The organism is uncultured Maribacter sp., assembly GCF_963977385.1.
In the GTDB taxonomy this organism is placed as follows: Bacteria; Bacteroidota; Bacteroidia; order Flavobacteriales; family Flavobacteriaceae; genus Maribacter.
Map to the genome: position 1 here is coordinate 51,128 of NZ_CAXBOU010000012.1, position 23,788 is coordinate 74,915.

General features: G+C 33.6%; 26 protein-coding genes. 16 read left to right on the top strand and 10 right to left on the bottom strand.

The features are described from left to right. Positions 1 to 164: 164 nt before the first annotated feature. On the top strand, positions 165 to 1,556 hold the full coding sequence (lpdA, locus tag AAC084_RS13180) for a dihydrolipoyl dehydrogenase (protein WP_339840672.1): 1,392 nt from the start codon (positions 165 to 167) through the stop codon (positions 1,554 to 1,556). A 22-nt stretch (positions 1,557 to 1,578) separates the two neighbouring features. Beyond that, positions 1,579 to 1,866, top strand: coding sequence for a DUF3817 domain-containing protein (locus AAC084_RS13185; RefSeq protein WP_339840673.1), 288 nt, complete (start codon positions 1,579 to 1,581; stop codon positions 1,864 to 1,866). 2 nt (positions 1,867 to 1,868) lie between these two features. Here the strand turns inward: AAC084_RS13185 and AAC084_RS13190 are convergent, their stop codons facing one another. The 3 genes from AAC084_RS13190 to AAC084_RS13200 form a co-directional block, all read right to left on the bottom strand. Then, positions 1,869 to 3,035 carry a PQQ-dependent sugar dehydrogenase gene (locus AAC084_RS13190; RefSeq protein ID WP_339840674.1) on the bottom strand — a complete coding sequence of 389 codons (1,167 nt, stop codon included), beginning with the start codon at positions 3,033 to 3,035 and terminating at the stop codon, positions 1,869 to 1,871. Between the two features lie 65 nt (positions 3,036 to 3,100). Further along, positions 3,101 to 3,517, bottom strand: coding sequence for a type II 3-dehydroquinate dehydratase (aroQ, locus tag AAC084_RS13195; protein WP_339840675.1), 417 nt, complete (start codon positions 3,515 to 3,517; stop codon positions 3,101 to 3,103). A 78-nt stretch (positions 3,518 to 3,595) separates the two neighbouring features. Beyond that, positions 3,596 to 4,135, bottom strand: coding sequence for an outer membrane beta-barrel protein (locus AAC084_RS13200; RefSeq protein ID WP_339840676.1), 540 nt, complete (start codon positions 4,133 to 4,135; stop codon positions 3,596 to 3,598). A 360-nt stretch (positions 4,136 to 4,495) separates the two neighbouring features. On the opposite strand from AAC084_RS13200, the gene xerD reads away from it, so the two are divergent. Further along, positions 4,496 to 5,398: a site-specific tyrosine recombinase XerD gene (gene xerD / locus AAC084_RS13205; RefSeq protein WP_339840677.1), complete on the top strand. Its 903-nt coding sequence runs from the start codon at positions 4,496 to 4,498 to the stop codon at positions 5,396 to 5,398. Here the strand turns inward: xerD and AAC084_RS13210 are convergent. Beyond that, positions 5,395 to 5,907 carry a hypothetical protein gene (locus AAC084_RS13210; protein ID WP_339840679.1) on the bottom strand — a complete coding sequence of 171 codons (513 nt, stop codon included), beginning with the start codon at positions 5,905 to 5,907 and terminating at the stop codon, positions 5,395 to 5,397. The two genes, xerD and AAC084_RS13210, sit on opposite strands and share 4 nt — an antisense overlap. Positions 5,908 to 6,023: 116 nt before the next feature. Next, positions 6,024 to 7,316, bottom strand: a complete 1,293-nt coding sequence (locus tag AAC084_RS13215) for an NAD(P)/FAD-dependent oxidoreductase (RefSeq protein ID WP_339840680.1) — start codon at positions 7,314 to 7,316, stop codon at positions 6,024 to 6,026. A 100-nt stretch (positions 7,317 to 7,416) separates the two neighbouring features. On the opposite strand from AAC084_RS13215, the gene AAC084_RS13220 reads away from it, so the two are divergent. The 3 genes from AAC084_RS13220 (at position 7,417) to AAC084_RS13230 (ending at position 10,120) form a co-directional block, all read left to right on the top strand. After that, positions 7,417 to 8,844 (top strand): amidohydrolase, encoded by a 1,428-nt coding sequence (locus AAC084_RS13220; protein ID WP_339840681.1) that lies wholly within the window; start codon positions 7,417 to 7,419, stop codon positions 8,842 to 8,844. A 126-nt stretch (positions 8,845 to 8,970) separates the two neighbouring features. Further along, on the top strand, positions 8,971 to 9,465 hold the full coding sequence (locus AAC084_RS13225; RefSeq protein WP_339840682.1) for a sigma-70 family RNA polymerase sigma factor: 495 nt from the start codon (positions 8,971 to 8,973) through the stop codon (positions 9,463 to 9,465). Positions 9,466 to 9,469: 4 nt separating this feature from the next. After that, entirely contained in the window at positions 9,470 to 10,120 is a 651-nt protein-coding gene (locus AAC084_RS13230) for a hypothetical protein (protein WP_339840683.1), read from the top strand. Here the strand turns inward: AAC084_RS13230 and AAC084_RS13235 are convergent. Continuing rightward, entirely contained in the window at positions 10,117 to 10,923 is an 807-nt protein-coding gene (locus AAC084_RS13235; protein WP_339840684.1) for a lysophospholipid acyltransferase family protein, read from the bottom strand. The genes AAC084_RS13230 and AAC084_RS13235 overlap by 4 nt on opposite strands. Positions 10,924 to 10,949: 26 nt before the next feature. Beyond that, positions 10,950 to 11,591, bottom strand: a complete 642-nt coding sequence (locus tag AAC084_RS13240; protein ID WP_339840685.1) for a CoA pyrophosphatase — start codon at positions 11,589 to 11,591, stop codon at positions 10,950 to 10,952. Between AAC084_RS13240 and AAC084_RS13245 the strand changes: the two genes are divergently transcribed. Further along, complete coding sequence (locus AAC084_RS13245) at positions 11,590 to 12,321, top strand: peptidylprolyl isomerase (protein WP_339840686.1); 732 nt, start codon at positions 11,590 to 11,592, stop codon at positions 12,319 to 12,321. The two genes, AAC084_RS13240 and AAC084_RS13245, sit on opposite strands and share 2 nt — an antisense overlap. 42 nt (positions 12,322 to 12,363) lie before the next feature. Here AAC084_RS13245 and AAC084_RS13250 read toward each other — a convergent pair whose 3' ends face one another. Both AAC084_RS13250 and AAC084_RS13255 read right to left on the bottom strand, forming a co-directional pair. Next, entirely contained in the window at positions 12,364 to 12,975 is a 612-nt protein-coding gene (locus tag AAC084_RS13250) for a trimeric intracellular cation channel family protein (protein WP_339840687.1), read from the bottom strand. 3 nt (positions 12,976 to 12,978) lie between these two features. Beyond that, positions 12,979 to 13,704 (bottom strand): RDD family protein, encoded by a 726-nt coding sequence (locus AAC084_RS13255; protein ID WP_339840688.1) that lies wholly within the window; start codon positions 13,702 to 13,704, stop codon positions 12,979 to 12,981. Between the two features lie 33 nt (positions 13,705 to 13,737). Between AAC084_RS13255 and AAC084_RS13260 the strand changes: the two genes are divergently transcribed. The 6 genes from AAC084_RS13260 to AAC084_RS13285 are packed head-to-tail and all read left to right on the top strand — an operon-like array spanning position 13,738 to position 19,900. Further along, positions 13,738 to 14,724 carry a stage II sporulation protein M gene (locus tag AAC084_RS13260; protein WP_339840689.1) on the top strand — a complete coding sequence of 329 codons (987 nt, stop codon included), beginning with the start codon at positions 13,738 to 13,740 and terminating at the stop codon, positions 14,722 to 14,724. Next, positions 14,687 to 15,625: a hypothetical protein gene (locus tag AAC084_RS13265; protein WP_339840690.1), complete on the top strand. Its 939-nt coding sequence runs from the start codon at positions 14,687 to 14,689 to the stop codon at positions 15,623 to 15,625. Before AAC084_RS13260 ends, AAC084_RS13265 begins: the two co-directional genes overlap by 38 nt. Before the next feature lies 1 nt (position 15,626). Then, the gene (locus AAC084_RS13270) at positions 15,627 to 16,349 is read left to right on the top strand and encodes a hypothetical protein (protein ID WP_339840691.1); all 723 of its coding nucleotides are present in this window, start codon (positions 15,627 to 15,629) and stop codon (positions 16,347 to 16,349) included. A gap of 1 nt (position 16,350) precedes the next feature. Continuing rightward, positions 16,351 to 17,571, top strand: coding sequence for a DUF4350 domain-containing protein (locus tag AAC084_RS13275; RefSeq protein WP_339840692.1), 1,221 nt, complete (start codon positions 16,351 to 16,353; stop codon positions 17,569 to 17,571). Next, positions 17,561 to 18,559, top strand: a complete 999-nt coding sequence (locus AAC084_RS13280; RefSeq protein ID WP_339840693.1) for a MoxR family ATPase — start codon at positions 17,561 to 17,563, stop codon at positions 18,557 to 18,559. Before AAC084_RS13275 ends, AAC084_RS13280 begins: the two co-directional genes overlap by 11 nt. Before the next feature lie 6 nt (positions 18,560 to 18,565). After that, positions 18,566 to 19,900: a DUF58 domain-containing protein gene (locus AAC084_RS13285; RefSeq protein ID WP_339840694.1), complete on the top strand. Its 1,335-nt coding sequence runs from the start codon at positions 18,566 to 18,568 to the stop codon at positions 19,898 to 19,900. 2 nt (positions 19,901 to 19,902) lie between these two features. On the opposite strand, the gene AAC084_RS13290 is transcribed toward AAC084_RS13285, so the two are convergent. Then, complete coding sequence (locus AAC084_RS13290; protein WP_339840695.1) at positions 19,903 to 20,364, bottom strand: hypothetical protein; 462 nt, start codon at positions 20,362 to 20,364, stop codon at positions 19,903 to 19,905. A gap of 182 nt (positions 20,365 to 20,546) precedes the next feature. Here AAC084_RS13290 and AAC084_RS13295 point away from each other — a divergent pair, with 182 nt between their 5' ends. The 3 genes from AAC084_RS13295 (at position 20,547) to AAC084_RS13305 (ending at position 23,772) form a co-directional block, all read left to right on the top strand. Continuing rightward, a complete protein-coding gene (locus AAC084_RS13295; protein WP_339840696.1) occupies positions 20,547 to 20,837 on the top strand; it encodes a pirin family protein in 291 nt (96 codons plus the stop codon). Between the two features lie 443 nt (positions 20,838 to 21,280). Beyond that, entirely contained in the window at positions 21,281 to 22,651 is a 1,371-nt protein-coding gene (locus AAC084_RS13300; protein ID WP_339840697.1) for an ATP-binding protein, read from the top strand. 17 nt (positions 22,652 to 22,668) lie between these two features. Next, entirely contained in the window at positions 22,669 to 23,772 is a 1,104-nt protein-coding gene (locus AAC084_RS13305) for a Gfo/Idh/MocA family oxidoreductase (protein ID WP_339840698.1), read from the top strand. The last annotated feature ends 16 nt before the right edge of the window (positions 23,773 to 23,788 follow it).

Sequence of the window (23,788 nt, forward strand, 5' to 3'; positions counted from 1 at the left end):
CCTCTTTATTATTTCATCCCTATTTGTAATACCGCTTCTATGTAAATTGAAGTTTTGAAAATATTATAATATGAATTTAAAGGTCATATTTTAAAATCCTATTCTCAATTTCGATTTGGTTTCGTACTTTTGCACCTCATTTCAAACATCAAAAAAAACAGAATATGAGCAGTTTCGACATTATTGTTTTAGGTAGTGGTCCAGGAGGATATGTAGCGGCTATTAGGGCTTCACAATTAGGCTTTAAGACCGCTATTATTGAAAAAGAAAGTCTTGGAGGCGTATGTTTAAATTGGGGTTGTATACCCACTAAAGCTTTATTGAAATCTGCACAAGTATTTGAATACCTGAAACATGCAGATGATTATGGAATTAAGGTTGAAGGTGTTGACAAGGATTTTGATGCGGTAGTAAAAAGAAGCCGTGGTGTTGCCGACGGAATGAGCAAAGGAGTTCAGTTCTTAATGAAAAAGAACAAAATTGAAGTTATAAAAGGTTATGGTACGCTAAAAGCCGGTAAGAAAGTATCAGTTAAGGCTGAAGACGGCACAGTAACAGAATACAGTGGTAATAATATTATCATAGCAACTGGCGCAAGAAGTCGCGAATTACCAAGTTTGCCACAAGACGGTAAGAAAATCATAGGTTATAGAGAGGCAATGACTTTAGACAAGCAACCTAAGAAAATGATTGTTGTTGGAAGTGGAGCAATAGGCATTGAATTCGCTTATTTCTACAATTCTATGGGTACTGAAGTTACCGTTGTAGAATATTTACCAAACATTGTTCCTGTTGAAGATATTGATGTTTCTAAACAATTAGAGCGAAGCTTTAAAAAAGCAGGTGTTAAAATAATGACCTCTGCAGAAGTTACTTCTGTTGATACTTCTGGTGACGGAGTTAAAGCAACTGTAAAAACCGCTAAAGGCGAACAAATTCTAGAAGCTGATATTGTATTATCTGCTGTTGGTATTAAAACCAATATTGAAAATATAGGATTGGAAGATGTAGGTATTGCTACAGACCGTGATAAAATTCTGGTAAATGATTATTACCAAACAAATATACCAGGTTATTATGCTATTGGTGATGTAACACCAGGACAGGCACTTGCTCACGTAGCATCTGCTGAAGGTATACTATGTGTTGAGAAATTAGCAGATATGCATGTAGAACCTTTAGATTATGGTAACATACCTGGTTGTACATATTGCTCTCCTGAAATTGCCTCTGTTGGTTTAACAGAAAAGCAAGCTAGAGATAAAGGTATAGAGATTAAAGTTGGTAAATTCCCATTCTCAGCTAGTGGTAAAGCAAAAGCATCTGGCGCTTCTGACGGATTCGTTAAAGTTATATTCGATGCTAAATACGGCGAATGGTTAGGATGCCATATGATCGGTGCAGGTGTTACAGATATGATTGCTGAAGCAGTTCTTGGTCGTAAATTAGAAACTACAGGACATGAGGTTCTAAAAACTGTTCACCCACACCCTACTATGAGCGAAGCTGTTATGGAAGCAGTTGCAGCAGCATATGATGAAGTAATACACTTATAACAATTTTTAATAAATAAATAGCATGTTAAAATTATTTCGAGCAACGGCAATTTTAGAAGGAATCTCTTATTTGGCGTTGTTCGGAGTAACCATGCCATTGAAATACTGGGCGGAAATACCCGGACCAAACAAAATAGTCGGTAATGCCCACGGAGTGCTATTTATTGCTTTTATAATTCTCACTATCGTAGTTGGAATCAAAAAAAAGTGGGGCATTAAAAAACTACTCATTTTCGGAGTTGCATCACTTTTACCTTTTGCTACTTTCTACGTAGAAGAAAAATATCTAAGACCTGAAAAGATAGCTTAAGTTTAAAGCTGTTCTTCTGAATTTTTAAGTTCATAGATTTTACCGTCGAAACTACACACGTACAACTCGTTATTTTTATCTGTGCCAAAGGAAGCTATCGCTAAACCCGTTTCCAATAATAATGTATTATTTCCGGCTTGGTCTAAAGCCCATATCCTGCCCGAAACAAAATCTCCATAGACATAATACCCTTTTAAATCTGGTAATTCATTGCCTCGATACACATACCCACCAGTAACCGATTTGTCATTCTTACCATGTCCATATTCAAAAAATGGAGCCACTAGATCAGTAGAATCACATTCTGTTTCCAAGTAACAAGAACTACCTTCAAGAATATTCCAACCATAATTACCTCCTTTAACGATAAGGTCTATTTCCTCTAATTCATCTTGACCCACATCAGCTGCCCAAATGGTATTGGTTTGACCATCAAAACTGAATCTCCAAGGGTTTCTTAGTCCGTAGGCGTATATCTCGCCCCTAGCATTTTCATTTGCCACAAACGGATTATCTGTTGGTATGGCATAATTCAATCCGGCATCTTGCCTATTTACATCAATACGTAAAATTTTACCTAGTAAGTTTCCTAAGTTCTGTGCATTGCCATCTGGGTCACCCGAACCACCGCCATCACCCGATGCTATGTATAGATAACCATCAGCACCAAAGGCTAATTGACCACCATTATGATTTGTAGCGGGTTGTGGAATTTCCAATAAAATAATTTCGCTTGAATCATCTACCATATTAACATCTGTTTCAGACACTTTAAAACGAGACATTACAGACAATTCTTCAGTTGGCGTATAGGCCACATAAAGGAAACCGTTAGTGCTATAATCTGGATGAAAAGTAAAGCCTAAAAGACCCAATTCACTTGTTGTCGCTATTTTATTTGAAATATCTAAAAACGTAGAAATCTCTTCTGTAGCTTCATTATTCTGAAATATTTTAATAATCCCACCTTTTTCTGCAACGAAAATTCTATCAGAATCATCTTGAGGAGCTTGTAAGTCTAAGGGATTTGAAAAGGTGAGATTCGGAAAAGCATTGCTTATGGTAATTGAATCATCAACTATAGGGGTGAGTGCTAAATCTTCTTTATCACTGCACGACATAATTAAAAGTGAAGATATGCTCAAGAATACTAGATCAATTCTTTTCATAGCTATAGATTTTACACCTATTTACGAATTAAAATGGCACTTCAGATGTTAAAGCTTTCTTGTAATTAGAATAGAAAACTTTCGATTGCCAAATCGTAGCTTTTAAGTCCGAAGCCAAGAATAACACCGCTAGCGGCAGCAGATATATAAGATACATGTCTGAATTCTTCTCGCTTATGGGTATTTGAAATATGAACTTCTACTACTGGAGTCTTAATCGCTTTTACAGCATCGCCAATACCGACAGAAGTGTGCGTATATGCTGCCGCGTTTAAAACGATACCGTCGTAGGAAAAACCTATCTCCTGAATTTTTGATATCAATTCTCCTTCGATGTTAGATTGAAAATATTCTAACTCGATATCTTTAAATTTAAATTGAAGTTTTGAAAAGTAATCTTCAAACGTTTCAGCCCCGTAGACTTCTGGCTCCCTTTTTCCTAATAAATTTAAGTTGGGGCCATTAATTATGATAATCTTCATATATCAAAAGTAACAAATGTTGCCTAACAAATTGATAAGAAACAACAGAAGTAAATTTACCTAAAGTACTATTTACTTTTAACGTCGAGTTCTGTATTTAGGTTCAAAATTATAAACAATACCAAGAGTTAAAGTAGACCATGTAGCCTCGTCTAGTTCAATACCGGTATATGAAAAATTAATTTCAACACTTGAGCTCATTAAATATGCAATTGTTGGTCTATAGTACAAACCACCATCATTGCCCTCACTAACACCTAAGGCCCAACCTACATTTCCGCCAAATGAAAAATCGTTAGAGGTCCAAATACGCAGACCAGCCGATAGGGGTGCAAATTGAACTGGTTTTAAATCTTCCCGAACAATATTTGACTGAAATGTTTCTGCAAAACCGTGAATAAAACCTACTGCCGGACCTACATCTATTACTTCGCCTAAAGGATACATGTATGAAACATCAACACCAACGACAACACTTAACGCTTCATTAAAATCATTGAAAGGCAGACCTGCCTGAATACCCATTTTAAAGCCTTCTTGAGCAAAAATATGAGTTGTAAAAATGGTCATAACGAGTAGTAACAAGGTCTTTTTCATGCCTAATGGTATAATTTTCATTATCCTAGAACGGATTCAAACAGCAATTAGTATAAAACCAAAAGGCATAAAAATGAGGAGTACCGCTCCACTTTTTTAATTTAAAGTTTTTGTTATCTATTCAATAACATATCTGATACCAATATGAAATACACCTACTTCATTATCTAAATCTTTGCCGATATTGATATAAATTCTCTAATCGAATGAAAAAACCAATAGAACATTATTTATTTCATAATCTAGACCAGTCACTGGCTTTGGTGCTACTTCCGTACCGAAACCATTACCAATCAAAAGAATTGAAGGCCCTGCCCCAATAAACTATTTAAGACCATCTATACTTTTATTCATGACAAATGTAATATCTATCTTTAAACCATGAATTGGCAACATGCTCTGAAAGATTATACCGTTTATTTAAAGTTAGAACGAGGGTTATCAAAAAACTCTATTCAAAGCTATACGCGAGATATTGAAAAATTAATATCATTCTTAGATTCCCATTCTATCACCGTTAGTCCTATTCAAATAGAAAAGGGCACCGTTCAACAATTTATATACGAAATCGCCAAGCTGGTTAACCCGAGATCTCAGGCACGTATAATATCAGGACTTAAGAGTTTTTTCAACTATTTGATATTTGAGGACTATAGAAAAAACAATCCGTTAGATTTAATAGAGTCTCCTAAAATAGGTCGAAAATTACCAGATACACTTTCTGAAAACGAGATTGATAAAATAATTGGAGCAATTGAATTGGGTTCAAACGAAGGGGAACGCAATCGTGCAATGTTAGAAACCCTATATGGATGTGGCTTGAGGGTTTCTGAACTTATTGACTTAAAAATATCTGATTTATTTTTTGAGGAAGATTTTATAAAAGTAACTGGTAAAGGAGATAAACAGCGTTTTGTACCGATAAGCTCTGTCAACAAAAAGTATATTAATATTTATCGCAATGAGATAAGGGTTCACCTCAAAATTCAAGAGGGGTTTCAAGATATTTTATTTTTAAATAGAAGAGGGAAGCAATTAACAAGGGCCATGATTTTCACTATCGTAAAGAATTTGGCAGTTACAATAGGACTAAAAAAAAATATTAGTCCGCATACATTTAGACATTCGTTCGCAACACACTTATTAGAAAATGGTGCAGATTTAAGGGCTATTCAGCAAATGCTAGGGCATGAAAGTATTACTACAACAGAAATTTATATGCATGTAGACCGTTCACATTTAGCAGAAGTGATGAATAATTTTCATCCACGAAAAAGTAATTAAAATTTAAACTTACTACCTATAGTATAAACTGCTGGCATTCCAATTAATCTTTCACCGAAAACACCAATACTAGAGTTGTTCAGCTGAACATTACTTTTCACTTCTATCATAAAATTTTCATTAATATCATAACCTGCACCGGCTACAAAACCAAGCCGATAAGGACTTATAAAATTACTATAACTACCGGTTTCAGCTTCCACTTCCATTCCAGAGAACAAATACAACTTATCATTTAAGTAGACTTTGCCCACCAAATTTGTTCTAAATCTTTCAGTCAATAAGTAAGTGTCATAAAAGCCCTGAAGCTCTATTTGTGTAGCTTTTGAAATTCCATATCGAACTATAAAGGACTTATGATTTTCACCGTTAAAAAAAGAAGGGTATGCATGCCCAGAAATTGACAATCCGATTAATGATGATGGTAATGTTGTAGGTAACTCCTCAACTGTTTGCCCTTGGATTGAGAAAGTACACAGGAAAATAATACTAACAACAAATACTTTCATAGGACTTAATCTTATTTATAGAAGATAATTCCTACTAAATATATTTGAAAAATCATGAATCAAAAAATACTTGGCAAGACTTTAACTGCCAGATATTTATACGCAAACTATTCGCTCTAATCTTTAAACTGACTATAGTCTCTTTTAAAAGGTCTTATAATCAATCGGGCTTCGCGATCAAACCTTATGTAGTTATATACCCAATTAATGAAAACTACCATTTTATTTCGAAATCCGATTAGGAAAAACAAGTGAACAAACATCCAAACAAACCAAGCAAATACGCCCTGAAAACGATATCCTTTTATATCACAAACGGCTTTATTTCGACCAATAGTTGCCATACTACCTTTGTCATTGTATTCAAATGGTTTCATCGATTTATGCGCCAGCAACCGCTCTAAGTTCTCCCCTAATAATTTACCTTGCTGTATAGCAGGTTGCGCTACCATTGGATGCCCATGAGGATTATCTTCTGTAACCATACAAGCAATATCACCAATGGCAAATATTTCTGGATGACCAATTACTTGATTAAACTCATTAACATTAATTCTATTACCGTCTGTTATTATGTCTGCTGCATCTAAACCTTTAATTCCCGCGCCTTTTACGCCTGCAGCCCATACTACAGTAGCAGTTTCGAAAACCAAATCGGTTTTTGTTGTTACGGTTTTACCATTGTAACCAGTTACCCGAACACCTTTCCAAACTTGAACTCCCAATTCCTCTAAAAAATCTTCCGCTTTTTTTGAAGCCTGACTGCTAAATCCTGGCAAAAGACAATCACCGCCTTGTACTATATTAATTTGTGCCCTTCTTGTATCTAAATCTGGATAATCTTTAGGCAGAATACCCTTCTTAATCTCTGCCAATGCGCCAGATAGCTCGACCCCTGTTGGACCACCACCAACGATAACAAAATTCATTAAAGCATCTCGCTCATGATATTCATCGGTTAAAAGTGCTTGCTCAAAATTTTCAAGAATTAAACTTCTAAGATTAAGCGACTGCGGAATGGACTTCATCGACATGGCATTCTTCTCAATTTCTTCATTTCCGTAAAAATTGGTTTCAGAGCCGGTAGCTACAACCAAATAATCATATGAAAGGTCACCTATATTTGTATTGATTTTCTTTTTAAGCGGGTCAACATTATCGACTTCAGCTAAACGAAAATAAAAATTATCATATCCAATTAAAACCTTTCGTAACGGATAGGCAATAGAATCTGGCTCAAGACCGCCTGTTGAAACTTGGTATAATAAGGGTTGAAAAGTATGATAATTATTCTTGTCTAAAAGCACGACTTGTACTTCTTTTTTACTTAGTTTTTTGGCTAAAGAAACTCCGCCAAATCCACCACCAATAATTACAATTCTAGGATAGCTTGAAAGTGGTATGTTCATAATGTATTAATTATTTGCAAAACTAAACAAATGCCGTTCCACTTTAAAATAATAATGTGTTTTTAGTATATTTATAGTCTAAACTCAAACAACACTTAAAATGCAAAAAGCCTTAATTTTATTGGGAGTACTAAGTACTTCTTTTTTTACAATGCAAGCTCAAAAGAGTGAAAAAGATATTCTTAAAAATCTAGAGCAGAAAAGTGAGGATTATGGAAATATTGCTCAAAATATCTGGGAATTCGCAGAAATGGGCTACCAAGAAGAGCAAAGCTCTGCTCTATTACAAAAAACATTACAAGACGCTGGCTTTACCATTGAAAAAGGAGTTGCCGGTATACCAACTGCATTTATAGCAGAATACGGCAGTGGCAGTCCTATAATTGCTATTATGGGTGAATACGATGCTTTACCTGGATTATCTCAAAAAGCAGTAGCCGTAAAGGAATCTGCAAATAAGGCAGCTGGCCATGCTTGCGGACACCACCTATTCGGTACAGCTTCAACCGCTGCGGCAATTTCAACTAAAGAATGGTTGGAAGCTAATAAATCTAAAGGTACCATTCGATTTTACGGAACACCAGCTGAAGAAGGTGGTTCTGGAAAAGTATATATGGTTCGTGAGGGTCTTTTTAACGATGTAGATATTGCGCTTCACTGGCATCCAGGTGCACAAAATGCAGCTAGTGCTGGTGCAGCATTGGCAAATAAATCTGCTAAATTCAGATTTCACGGAGTTTCTGCCCATGCTGCTGCATCTCCAGAAAAGGGGCGTTCCGCATTAGATGGTGTAGAGGCTATGGATATGATGATAAACATGATGCGTGAGCACATTCCTCAAGAAGCTAGAATTCATTATGTAATCACAGATGGTGGTAAAGCACCAAATGTAGTTCCAGATTTTGCAGAAGTTTATTACTATGCTCGTCATAACAAACGTGACGTAGTTATCGATATTTTCGACCGCATGGTAAAAGCTGCCGAAGGCGCTGCTCTAGGTACTGGCACGACAATGGACTATGAAATGATTGGTGGCACACATGAATTATTACCTAACCTTACTTTACAAAAATTAATGCACGATAACTTATCTGAAGTCGGCGGCATTGAATACACTACCGAAGAAAAAGAATTTGCCGATAAAATTGCCATTTCATTAGGACAAGAAAAAGCAGACCTTGCTACTGCAAAAAATGTTCAACCTTATAAAACGGAAGCAAAAGCTTTTGGTTCTACCGATGTCGGTGATGTTAGCTTTACTGTACCAACAGTTGGTTTTGGTACTGCAACATGGGTTCCTGGTACTTCTGCACATAGTTGGCAAGCAGTTGCTGCTGGCGGAACATCTATTGGTAGAAAAGGAATGATGGTTGCTGCCAAAACATTAACGAAAACAGCAATAGATTTATTTAAGGATAAAAAATTGATAGAAACAGCTAAAGCTGAATTTTTAGAGCAAAGAGGTGCAGACTTCAAATACATTCCTCTTTTAGGAGATAGAGCACCCGCATTAGATTATAGAAATTAAAATTAAATTATAGTTGTATAGAAAAAGTGCCAAGGTAATCTTGAGCACTTTTTTTATTTATAATAGAATTAATTGTAACAAATAAAACTTTTGCAAGACTAACCTTGTAAGATCAACCAACCAACAGTGAACAAAAAACTTGAACACAAATTTGTGACCGAGCTGCAAGACAATCAAAACATTGTCCATAAGGTATGTACGCTGTATACAAACGACCGCGACTCTCACAACGATTTGTTTCAAGAAATTACCATACAATTATGGAAAGCCTATCCCAAATTTAGGGGTGATGCAAAATTTAGTACTTGGATGTATCGTGTAGCATTAAATACTGCTATTACATTGTACCGTAAGAATAAAAGAAGGATTGACACCGCAGATTATGAATCAATCATTTTCAAGGTAAAGGCAGATGAATATGATGAAACAGAAGAAATTCAATTAAAACTAATGTACAAAACTGTTAAGCAATTGGGTGATGTTGATAAAGCTTTGGTCTTCTTATATCTAGAAGACAAGAACTATTCAGAAATCTCAGAGACATTAGGTATATCAGAAGTAAATGCACGCGTGAAAATGAACCGTATCAAAACAAAATTAAGAACCATTTTGAATCCATAAGCGTATGACGGATGAACTGGAGTTATTAAAGAAAGACTGGCAAAAGAAGGAGTTTGATGTTCCTAAATTAAGCTATGAGGATATTCATAAAATGATATGGAAGAAATCTTCCTCTATTGTGAAATGGATTCTTATCATCAGTATTTTAGAATTTACATTACCTCATTTACTATATCTTTTACCATCTATGCAAGAGGGCCTGGAGGTTTATAAAAAGATTGGAGTTTCCAAATATCTCCTTGGTCTTTCCATATTTATTTATTCTGTTGCCTTTTATTTCATTTTTCAGTTTTACCAACGATTTAAAGAAATCTCGGTTCTTGATAATTCGAAAAATTTAATGAGGAAAATCATTAAAACAAGAAGAACGGTTAAACACTATGTTATTTTCTCATTATCAATGATAATGGTAACCATTGTCATTATCGTTATTGGTGTTTATTTGAATGATAATATTGCTCTTGCTTTTCCAGAATTGAAAGAAGGTTTAAAGAACGTATCTCAAGAGAAACTCAAGATTGCAATAATGCTATCTATAGGTATTTTTGGAATAATACTAACCTTATTCATGGGAGGTATATACTTTCTATTATACGGTCTACTACTAAGAAAATTAAAGAAAAATTATAGTGAACTAAGACAACTTGAAATTTAGGTTTTTTTCCACTTACGTTGCTTGTTCTCTTCTTCGTATGCTAATAAGTCTTGTTTAGAAATCACCTTTAGAAAAGAAGGATGCTGTTCAATAGCATATTCTAGTTTTTCAATTATTGATTCTGAAGTTTCATTATCATAATCTATTTGCAATGGTTCTTTGATAACCATAGATTGAAGGATTCCCTTTTTCTTAATACGAAGTCCTTTCTTATCAAATGAACGACGAAAACCATCAATTACAACAGGAACAACAACAGGCTTATATTTCTTAATAATATGCGCTGTTCCTTTTCTTAAAGGTTTCCATGGTGTGGTAGTGCCTTGTGGAAAGGTTATCACCCAACCATCATTCAAAGCCTTACCAATACTAGAAATATCGCTCATTTTAACCTGTCTTTTCACATCTTGACCTTCTGAACGCCAAGTTCGCTCAACACTGACAGAACCTGCATACGCCATTATTTTGGTCAAAAGACTCTTCTTCATGGTTTCGGCAGCCGCCACATAATACATGTTCAATTTAGGTTGCCATATGTATCCTAAATTTTTAATCGAATCTTCACGACCACTTAAACTTGCATTAAACACATGAAACATAGCCACTACATCAGCAAAATACGTCTGGTGGTTACTTACAAATAGTACATTTCTATCTGGCAAGTTCCTTATAATATCAGAACCTTCTATCTCTAATGTATTGAAACGTTTATAGCGTTGATGCGATAGCACCGCTAAAATACGAATCAGCCATTTTTTTATAAATAAATTATGCCCGAAAGGGTTTGTCTTAAATAATCCCATAGAATGCTAAAATAAAAAATTATGCCTTATAACACCTGCTTTAATAGCTCTTTAATCTCGTTTAACATCATTGCCGTGGCTCCCCAAACAATATAACCGTTTAATTTAAAGGCAGGTACTTCAATATCAACGGCGTATGATGTAGTTATTTTTTTGGATACGATTTTATTTTCGTCTAAAAAATCTAATAATGGTATCTCTAAAATCAATTCAACCTCATGATCTTGTTTAATAAAAGGTTTCGGTTTTTTATATAGTCCGATAAACGGTTGTACAATAAAATTACTTGGCGGTATAAAAATTTCTGAAATTTCTTTGATCACTGTTACATCATTTGGGGCCACCCCTACTTCTTCATGCGTTTCACGTAGTGCCGTTGACAGAAGACCGTCATCATACTTTTCAGCCTTACCGCCAGGAAACCCAACTTGATTAGAATGAATACCTTTATATGTTTTACGAAGAATAAGTAATAAATTGGTCTCTTGGCTTATCGTAGGATAAAATAATGCCATTACAGCTGCCTTTCTCGGATTTCTTTTTTCTAGATTTATTTCTTTAAATTCTTCGAAACGACCTTCTGGTGCCATTTTATATTGCGAAGCCTCTCCCGGAAGCGGTAGATCCTTTATTTTTGATATTCTTTCTTCAAAAAAATTAAAATCCATGAATTCACTTAAATTGTATTTGTATTTTTTTATAACAGTCATATTTACTGTAGGGTGCAAAGATACTTCTAAGAAATCTGAAAGTACAACATCTGCGCCAACGGCAACTATAGATTCGACTCAAAACGAAGCAAATACTAATTTGCTACAAGAAGAAGAAGAAGAAGAAGAAGAAGAATTTCAACTAACTGAGGACAATGCCATAGACTTCTTTTTCAACTATGAAAAAACCTTAAAATCGAATAAGGTAAAAATCACTACAAATTTAGGAAGCTTTACCGTAGAATTATATGACAATGTACCATATCATCGTGCAAATTTTATTTACCTAACCCGAAAAGGTTATTTTGATTTTACCCAATTTCATAGGGTGGTGAAAAATTTTATTATTCAAGGTGGAAATTCAGATGACCGTAAGACAGGAAAGAAAAGAACTAATATTGGTAGATACCTATTACCGCCTGACACCAGAAAAGGGCACAAACACCACCGTGGAACTATTTCTATGCCAAGCAGTGAAATGGACAACCCACATATGTTGGCTTCACCCTTCGAATTTTTTATAGTAGTTACAGACCCAGGTTCGTATCATCTTGATGATGAATACACACCTTTTGGTAGGGTCATTGAAGGAATGGACGTGGTTGACAAAATAAATAACCAACCTGTTGGTGAAGGCGACTGGCCAATGCAAAATATTTATATTGAGAAGGCAGAAGTTGTTGAGTAGTTGTTGGCAGCAATAGTCTTTATAAGATTAGCCGTTTTTTCATTAATTGCTATTACGATATATATTTGGCAATGAAATTTTAAACCGAACAGCCAAAACCCTCATAATTATTATGATTAGTATTGCCATGGAATAAGAAATCGTATTATCAATAGGAAATTGAATTAGAAGAAAATAAACTAATCCACCTAGAATACATATCGTAGCATAAATTTCCTTTCTAAAAATTACGGGGATTTCATTACATAATATATCCCGTAGTACACCGCCAAAACAAGCGGTTATAGTACCTAAGACTATACACATTACAGGTGATAAATCTGCTGCCAAACCTTTTTCGATACCTACCATAGTATACAGACCAATACCAATAGTATCAAACAGAAAAAGAGATTTTCTAATGTGTTTTAATTGTTTTACAAAGATTATCGCTAATAAAACAGTAACAACTATTATGAGTAAATGCATTGGAGCATTTAGCCACCCTACAGGTGTGATACCTATTAGTAAATCTCGCAAAGTACCACCACCTACGGCTGTAACAAAGGCAATTATAAATACTCCAAAAACATCTAACTTTTTATCCATGGCCACCAAAACCCCAGATATGGCAAATGCTATAGTACCTAATATATCAATGATGAAATAAAACATTACTTAGAACTTTTGGGTGAAATAATTATAATCTTTGATAACAATATCTAAAAACTCCATATCATATAAATTAGAATTCGTCTGCAAGATACTATCAACCTTTTCTCTTAATACTTTTAATGTCTTAAAATCATTACTTTTTTTTGCTATAATAAAGGTTTCTTTGATCAACCGTATATCTTTATCGGTCAATATCGTGACATTGGTAAATTGAGGAACGTACGTATCTTCAACCTCTTCTAAAATAGTATGAGAAACGGTTGTATTATTCTTTGTACTAATAACCACGGTACCTGCAGCGGCATCACCCAAACGCTGTCTCTTCTCAGAAAATAGAATGGATAAAATACCTATCGAACCAACAAATAGCCAAATATCGACCAAGCGTAACATCCAACGAACTAAATAATTACTCCAATGTACAGGCGACCCATCGACTTTTACCACTCGCATTTTAAGTAACATTTTACCAACCGTTCTGCCATTGAAAATGATATGCATTAATAAGCTATAGAACATTGCAGGCAAGAAAATTAAAGCCATTAATCCTCGTTGTGTCCAGCCATCATCATAAATATAACCGATAGCATCGCCTATTATATTCACCAAAAGAGAATACAGATATAAAATAAAAGCATCAATAAAAAATGCTACGATTCGTTCACCAATACTAACAATCGTATAATTAAGATTAACATTTTGCGTTGTATTGATTTGAAGGTTATTCATTAAGTCTTAAATTTAACAAGGTAAATACTGTTTATGCGCGAAGCTGCTTTTGTAAGGCAAAATAAGGAAAAATGGATAGCATTTGAAAAGGCCATTAACCTTGGGGCCAACACAAATCCAGATGATCTTGCCAATGGTTATATTCAACTGACTAATGATTTAGCTTATGCGCAAACTTATTACGCAGAAAGTAAGACTTTATTGTATTTAAATGGTTTGGCTTCACAAGCACACCAAAAAATATATAAAAATAAAAAGGAAAGCCGTAATCGTGTTATTGATTTCTGGCTGACTGAATTCCCGCTTTTTTTTAAACAATATCACAAAACCTTAGGCATTACCTTTTTGATTTTTATAATCGCATGTACAATCGGTTCGTTATCCGCATTAAACGATGCTTCTTTCGTCAGACTAATTTTAGGAGATGCCTATGTCAACGAAACCTTAAATAATATCGCCAATGGTGATCCCGCAGCGATTTATAAAGGTGGCAGTGAAATAGGTAGTTTTTTAGGGATTACCATAAACAATATTAGAGTAGCCTTTTTAGCCTTTGCCTTTGGTGTTATCACAAGTATAGGTACTGCCTATATTCTTTTTAGTAACGGTATAATGCTTGGCGCATTCATTACATTTTTCTATACCAAAGGCGTTTTCTTTGAAGCTAATAAACAAATATGGCTACATGGTACTATTGAAATCTCGGTAATAATCATTGCAGGCTGTGCTGGTTTAATAATGGGAAATAGCATTCTATTTCCTAAAACCTATTCTAGACACATCTCTTTTATGAAAGGCGCTAAAGACGGATTAAAAGTAGTTGTAAGCACTATACCCTTTTTTATAATTGCTGGTTTTATCGAAGGTTTTATAACTCGTTATACCGATATGCCTAATTGGTTGGCATTTTTAATCATTGCCGCCTCTTTATTTTTAATTGTATTCTATTATATAGTATACCCCATAATACTCAACAACAAACATGAAAGACAATTACATACCGTTACGGGTAAACCGTGATTTCGGAGAAATAATCTCTACATATTTTGACTTTTTTAAACAGAATATTAAAAACTTTACCAATGTTTTCATTAGCTATAATGGCATATTCTTAGTAGGATTATTAATTGCAAGTTATCTATTGGTCTCTGGTTTTATTGGGATGATTGCTCATGAATATAATTATGAGAGCGTTTCAGGTGAGCTTGGGTTAGAACAAAATTATTACCTCTATTTGGGTATTGGCGGTTTTCTTTTCTTTGGCATTTTCATTTGTGTTGCGGTTTTAAACTATTCGTTATCGAGTAGCTATATGATAAAATATGTAGAAAAGAAAAGTTCAGATATTGACAAGAAAGAAGTGTGGGAGTTTGCAAAAAGCCAATTCAGCAAAATTGTACTCTTCGTACTATTACTAATTCCAATTTATCTGGTAATCTTAATAGCTTCATTCATTTTAGCCATAATTCCTATTCTAGGGATATTTGCACAATACATATTTCAATTCTTTATTTCAGCATGGATAGGCGTCTCTTTTTTCGATATGTTAGAAAAGAAAAAAGGAATTTCAGATGCATTGGGTGAAGGCTGGAGATTAGTTACCGCAAATTTTTGGAAATCTGTGGGAGTAAACTTCATATTAGGTTTACTACTGGGAATTTTACTGATGATTGCCCTTATAGTTCCGGCAATAATAATTGGAGTGTACACATTTCATGTAGTTGAAAATAATGTAGATTATTCTCATTCCATAGTAACAACTATTGTATATACGTTAGGTACTTGTTTCATATTAATTATCGCAGTTTACGGCCAATGTCTATCTCAGTTTGTCAATGGTATATTGTACTATGCTTTACATGAAAAAACATACAACGAAAGCACAAGGGCCTCCATAGCGCAAATAGGCCAAAACGACTAATTTGAAAAATATTTTTCTTCTTATACTATTTCAATTTGCTACCCTTTGCTCCTTTGCACAAGGGGCAGAAGACAGTATTGTTAGCATTGATACATCATCTGTATTAACCATGCGCCAGTTAGATGACAATCATACTAAAAAATATATTGGAGAAGAATTTAATTACGCTACAAAAACTGGAGAATCACAAAACCTTTTAGCTCGTTTTATAAATTGGGTAGGTAAAGGTTTATTCAGCATTTTTGGCATTGAATTATCACCTCAACTGCTTCAAGTAATAGAATACCTTATCTATTTTCTGTTGGTCATATTGGCCATTTATTTAATTGTGAAAATGCTGATTAATGAAAATTTCAATTCAATTTTTAATAAAAAGGCTAAAACATTTCACGATATAAATCTTACAAAAGAGCATATCGAAACTATTGATGTCAACAATCTTTTAAATGTAGCATTAGAAAGTGCTGATTACCGACTTGCTATTCGATATCAGTTTCTACTCACTTTTCAAAAGCTTTCAAAAAACGATATTATTCAATGGCATTTTGATAAAACGAATTCTGATTACTTAATAGAAATCGCACAACCCACCATACAACAAGGCTTTAAAAAGATAGCCTATTTATACGATTACATATGGTATGGCGAACAGACTATTGACTTAATTAAATATGAAAAATCAGTTTTAGATTTTGAAGCTATTAACAAACTAATTAAACAATAAATTGGAGAGGCGTTCGAAAATAATTCTTGGAATTTTAATTGCGGTACTCGTTGGTATTATCGTGACCGAAATTGTACGCCCTAGGCCCATTAATTGGAGACCTTCCTATACTTCCATTTCAAAGATACCATTTGGTTGCTTTGTGCTTTTTAATGAACTGCCATCGCTTTTTCCGAATAGTGAAATACAATCGGTCGAAGAAAGTATTTATGACGTGCTTATAAAAAGTGATTCTTTGAAAACTTCTAATTATCTTTTAATAAACGAAAATATTTATTTAGATGAACAAGAAACAAATCAAATATTAAATTACGTCGCAAAAGGCAATCAAGTATTTATAGCAACTACAGAGCTAAGAGGTAAATTAGCTGACACTCTTAATATTGAAATTTTACAGGAGTATACTATTAAAGAGGATACCGTAAGTGTAGACTTTACTCACAGCGAATTAAATAAAAGTATATATGAATTTGAAAGAGGGGTCAATACTGCCTACTTCACGAGTTTAGATACATTAAACACTGAAATTTTAGGTCATATACATTTTAAGGACAACACGTTGTTAAACAATGAAAAGAAAGTAAAACAAGTTAAACCAAATTTCATTAAAACATCGTTCGGTAAAGGAAGCTTTATCATCAATACCTTACCAATTGCATTCACAAATTATTATTTATTAAGCGCTAATAGTAGCTATAGCGCAAGTAGTTTTTCTTATCTAAAAAATAATTTGCTGTATTGGGATGATTATAAAAAATCGGGTAGAAAAGTAATATCGTCGCCAATGCGATTTGTTTTAAACCAACCTGCTTTAAAATGGAGTTATTATCTAGTACTGTTCGGACTCCTGCTTTTTGTAATTTTTAAAGCGAAGCGTGAACAACGAATTATACCCGTTATAATACCTTTAGAAAATTCATCGGTCGAGTTCGCAAGAACCGTAGGATCTCTCTATCATCAAAGTAAAGACTACACCAACTTAAATAGCAAAAAGATAAATTACTTTTTAATCTATTTAAGAAATAGATATTATCTAAATACAACTGTTTTAGATGAAAGGTTAGTAGCTCAATTAGCAGCGAAAGCAGGCAAAAACATTGAAGAAACAAAATCTTTAATAGACTTCATATTGAGTCTAAAAAACAAACCTATACATTCAGAACAGGATACTTTAAACCTAGCGAAGAAAATAAACACATTTAAACAATCTTATGGAAGATAATACACAAGATGAAAATAACTTAGAATTTAACTCGAGAATTGACCTCTCTAAGCTGCAAGAATCGGTAGCTCGGGTTAAAACAGAATTAAGCAAAGTAATCATCGGTCAACAAGACATGATAGAATTATTAATTGTTTCTATCTTGGCAAATGGGCATTCCTTAATTGAAGGTGTACCTGGTGTTGCCAAAACTGTTACGGCAAAGTTATTGGCAAAGACCATGAATGTTGATTTCAGTAGAATACAATTTACACCCGATTTAATGCCTAGTGATATTTTAGGTACTTCTATTTTTAATGTAAAAACATCTGAATTCGAGTTTAAAAAAGGACCAATCTTTTCGAATATTATTCTAATTGATGAGATTAATAGAGCTCCTGCAAAAACCCAAGCAGCTCTTTTTGAAGCTATGGCAGAGCGACAGATTACTATTGATGGTAATGAATTTGAATTGCAACCTCCATTTTTGGTTTTTGCAACCCAAAATCCTATAGAACAAGAAGGCACCTACAGATTACCTGAAGCACAACTAGATCGTTTTTTATTCAAGATTAATGTTCATTACCCTACTCTTGAAGAAGAAATTCAAATTCTAGAAAATAAGCACCAACAGAAAACCACTAATGTTGAAACTCTTATTGATTCTGTGTTATCGGCAGAGCAGATAGCTGCTTACCAAAAAGTAATAAAGGATATAATCGTAGAAGATAATTTACTGAAATATATTGCTGCAATAGTCAATAATACTAGAACCAACGCAAATCTTTATTTAGGTGCATCTCCAAGAGCTTCAATTGCCATATTAGAGGCATCAAAGGCTGTAGCGGCAATTAATGGTAGAGATTTCATCACCCCTGATGATATTAAAAAAGTAGTTGGTCCCATCTTATGTCACCGTATTATACTAACACCAGAGCGAGAAATGGAAGGCTTGACAGCCGAAAAAATGATACAAGACTTGATTCAAACCATTGAGATTCCTAGATAAGTAATCATGAAAATGGCGTTCAAAAACATATTTCTACAAAAGAGATTTTTCTTTGCACTGACAGGGGTAATTTTCTGTTTTCTAATTTCTTATATTTTTGAGAATATTACATTTTTTGCCAAGTCATTTTTCTATATTTTCTTAGCATTATGCCTAGTAGATCTACTTCTCTTATTTCTATCGAAAGGTGGTGTAATTGCAGTTAGAATTGTTTCTGATAAACTTTCTAACGGAGACGAAAATACTATTGAAATTAAGGTTACCAATCAATATCTATTTACAAGTCATTTGAATATAATAGATGAACTTCCTTTTCAATTTCAGAGGAGAGACCTTAGCTTTAATAGTCGTTTAAAAACTGGTGATCAAAAATTATATTCCTACTCGGTTAGACCTGTAGAAAGAGGTATTTATATTTTTGGCAATTTAAATATTTTCGCATGTTCGCCTATAGGTTTAATTGCCCGTAAGTTCACCTTTGACCAAGACAAAGAAGTACCGGTATACCCTTCTTTTTTGCAGCTTCGAAAGTATGACCTATTGGCATTTAGCAATAGACTTTTTGAGTATGGAATAAAAAAAATACGCCGTATCGGTAATACGATGGAGTTTGAACAAATTAAAGATTATGTTCAAGGGGATGATATAAGAAACATCAATTGGAAAGCCACTGCAAAAAAAGGTCAATTGATGGTTAACCAGTTTCAAGATGAAAAGTCTCAACCTGTATATTCAATAATTGATAAAGGGCGAGTAATGAAAATGCCTTTTAACGAACTTAGCTTATTAGATTATGCCATAAATGCTACACTGGTAATCAGCAATATTGCTTTGAAGAAAAATGATAAAGCGGGTATGTTCGCCTTTAGCAATAAAATAGAAAATAGAGTTGTTGCCGAACGTAGAAGTTCACAAATGAATCTTATTCTTGAAACGCTATATAACCTTAAAACAAATTTTGTAGAAAGTGATTTTAGTAGACTGTATATAGACACAAAGAGACATCTGCCCCAAAGAAGTCTTCTCTTACTTTACACTAATTTTGAAACTTTAGACGCATTACACCGCCAACTACCCTATTTACAAGCAATCGCAAAACAACATTTACTAGTTGTTATATTTTTTGAGAATACAGAACTCATTTCTTATACCCAGAAAAAATCAAATAACACATTAGAAATTTTTGAGCAAACCATCGCAGAGAAATTTATTTATGAAAAACAATTGGTAGTAAATGAATTAAGAAAGTATGGTATACAGACTATTCTTACCAAACCAGAAGATTTGACCATAAATACAGTAAATAAATATTTAGAGATAAAGGCAAAGGGACTATTATAAGCTTACTTTAACATATAGGCAGCTTGTAATTCTGAGGAAATATCTCCCGTTCCATTTTCTACAAATGTCGGCAAATCTAATTCTTGATTAAAATCTAATTCAGCTACCAGACAACCACATTTTCTACCGTTACCATTTCTTCTTCTACTGTTACTCGTTAAAATGTCTAAAGCCATACCAGAAAGCACTCCACCTAAGGTTGTATAAAGCACATCTTTCGCCTCCCATTCATTGCCTCTTGGTTTATCATAAAATGTTTCTTTTGCTAATCCGGCAGCTAAACTACTTCCGACTGCTCCTGCCCATTTCCAACCTCTTTGACCATTCGTTAATTTGTGGGCAGCAAAACCACCGGCAACACCAATAACAACTCCGGCCCCAATATGCTTAGCAGCGTCTCCAGGGTCTTGAGCTGTCAAATTTGTACTGATAATTAATACTACAAGAAAAAGAATTGATTTCATTTATTGAATGGAGGTTTTTTTATATAACGTGCTTTAATAGATTAAATTATACTCTATATCAATCACATTAATAAGCAATCTAAATCAAATAAGCCGGACCCGACAAGAATTTTCGGATGATTTATCAACTGTACATTTTTGGGTTAAATACTTGACTAATTTTAAATCTCAAATAATATAATATGAAAACAATTTTACATAAATCAGATACTAGAGGTCATGCTGATTATGAATGGTTAAATTCATATCGTTGCTTTAGTTTTACTCATTATCATAATCCAGAACGTATGCTTTTTGGAGTCTTAAGAGTTTTGAATGATGATATGGTTGTTGTAGGTCTTGGGTTTGACACTCATCCTTATAGTAATATGGAAATAATTTCTATTAAAAATATAGAAACCAACAATAGTCTTTATCAAATACTATCTCCTAACGGAGGTGAAGACGGAGTCTGGATTCATCAAGATACATAGTTTCATTTAGGAAATTACAAATTAAGAAAAACAGATTTCTACGCACTAAAGAAAGAAGACAATGGTGTTCACATATTTGTTTTAAGAATTGATATTGAGATAGTTGACAAAATTTTAAATAAATGGTATGGCCTTGAAATTGGGAAAACCGACTCGTTTATTTTAACAGCGGACAGTTCTGCCAAGGTATTGGTAATAGAAGTACCAATGGGTAACTAACGTCTTTTTAGAGCACATTAAAATTATGTATCAAAAAGTCGCCTTATCGATTTTTAAAGCAACTACTTTCTTATATTTAGGTAAAATATGTTATTCAAAATAAACTCCCCCAAATTCATATTTTCAATATACAATAGAGGGAATTATTAAGCCCCCTTAAAAAGAAAAACTCAAACACTTTAATAGTACTTATAAGATTTTATTTAAAACTTTAATTTAACAACTTGGCTAGCATTAATACTAAATCAACACATTCCATATTTGAAAGAGGTAGGCTACAAAATGATTTTGGTCTGATAACCCTTATCTCTATGCTTGGTTCATTTATTGTGTTTGTTGACACTCTTTTATTTTACTCTCCACAAGAACAAATTATCGCATTAATTATTGCCATAGGTTTCGGAGTTGGTTTTCTATTGAATCGCCTAAGATTTAATAAAGCCACTAGGTTTTACATGACAATTTATGCACCATCGACATTTATGGTGCTTATTTTATTAATAGGCGGTTTTTTTGGTCAAGCAGTTGGTTTTGCGACAATGGCTTTTTTAGCATTTATTGGATATCGTAAAAATAGAAAATTGAGAATTATTATTATTACGTATGATATTCTGGCATTTATTTTACCTACAATATACATTGCCATTTACGGCCCATTATTAGGTATAATTGACTTACCCTTTGATGAAATCATTGTATTTATAGCTTGCTTAGCATGGCTTTCATTAACATTTAAAATGTATGATGAAACTAAAACCAGAACGTATACTAATGCTCTAGAGAAAAACAATAAAGCACTAAAAGATAGCGAGTCCAACCTTCAATTGACACAGGTTAGTTTAAAAAATCAAAATAATAAACTGGCTGTTTTAAACCATGAATTGGAATTAAAAAATAAACATATTGAGGAATTCACTTTTATCGTAACCCACGATTTAAGAGGGCCTTTAAATAATATAAATGTTATTGCCAAAGAATTGCAGAATCAACATTCATCAGCCAATTATAAAAATTTCGATAGCTTTTTAAAGCATTTAGATGGTAGCTCTGCAAGATTGACAAATTTGGTTCAAGGTTTATTAAAATATGCAGAAATTGGCAATTCAAGCCAAATGCAAAGTGTAAATATAAATGAGGTTATCACCCTTGTTTTAGATGATTTGTCTGAAAGTATAAAAGCTAATAATACTAAAATTAGTATTGAAGAAATGCCGGTATTGGTTGGAAGAATTAATGACCTAAGAATGCTTTTTCAAAATTTAATACATAACGCATTAAAATTTAAATCATCAAATAAAGAACCGCGCATTACAATTCGTTCTACAAAAGTCCCTGGCTTTTTTCAATTTAGTGTCGAGGATAATGGTATAGGTATACCTAAAGATCAAAAAAATAATATCTTCAATGCATTTCATAAATTACACAACCAATCGAAATTTGAAGGTTCTGGCATAGGTCTTTACGGTAGTAAGAAAATTATCGATCACCACCAAGGTCAAATTTGGGTAGAGTCTGAAGAACATAAAGGCAGTACTTTCTATTTTACAATTAGTACAGATTTAATAGAACACAAAATAATTGAAGAACCTATTTAATACTTAAAAAGCTTCATATGAAACAGATTTTTATATACCTTTTATTGATACTTTCTTTAAATACTAACATAGCTCAAGAAAGTACGTTGAAATTAGGGGTGGCCGGGCTTACACATGGTCATGTTGGGTGGATTCTTAGTAGAGAAACTCAATCAGATATTAAAATGGTTGGCATAGTTGAACCCAATAAATTATTAGCAAATAGACTCTCTGATGAATTTGGATTTTCTATGGATATCGTTTTTGATACTATGGATGAAATGATAGCCAAAACTAAACCGAATGCAGTAGCTGCCTTTGGTAATATAAAAGATCACTTAAGCGTGGTACAAGCATGCGCTCCGAAAGGCATTCATGTTATGGTAGAAAAACCATTAGCTACTAATTTTGAAGATGCTAAAAAAATCGGAATTTTAGCTAACAAATATAAAATTCATGTACTAACGAATTATGAAACTTCATGGTACGAAACTAATGTAATGGCAAATGATTTTTTAGAAAAAGGGACCATCGGTGATTTAAGAAAAGTAATTATTAGAGATGGACATAAGGGCCCTAAGAAAATTGGGGTATCCGATGAATTTTTAGAATGGCTAACTGATCCTGAATTAAATGGCGGTGGTGCCATTACTGATTTTGGTTGCTATGGTGCTAATTTAATGACTTGGTTAACTAAAGGTAAACGACCAAATAGTGTAACTGCCGTTACTCAACAGCTTCAACCAGAAAACAACCCAAATGTAGATGATGATGCAACTATTATTCTAACCTATAATAATGAAATGGCCATATTAGAACCTTCTTGGAACTGGCCCATTGGAAGAAAAGATATGGAACTCTATGGTACAAAAGGTGCTATTTATTCCGACAATCCTACCCAATTACGGTTAAGGCTTTCAAAAGGATACAGCGATTATACCGAAGAGACATTTCTTTTAGGGGAACGACAAAAACCATTTGATGACCCTTTTTCAGTTTTTGCCGCTGTAATCAATAACGAATTAAATTTAGAACCCTACAATGTTTACTCCCTAGAAAATAATATGATTACTATGGAGATTTTACAAGCAGCTATAACTAGCTCTAAAACTGGCACAACTATTAAACTTAAAACTAATTAAATTTCAACATCTTTAT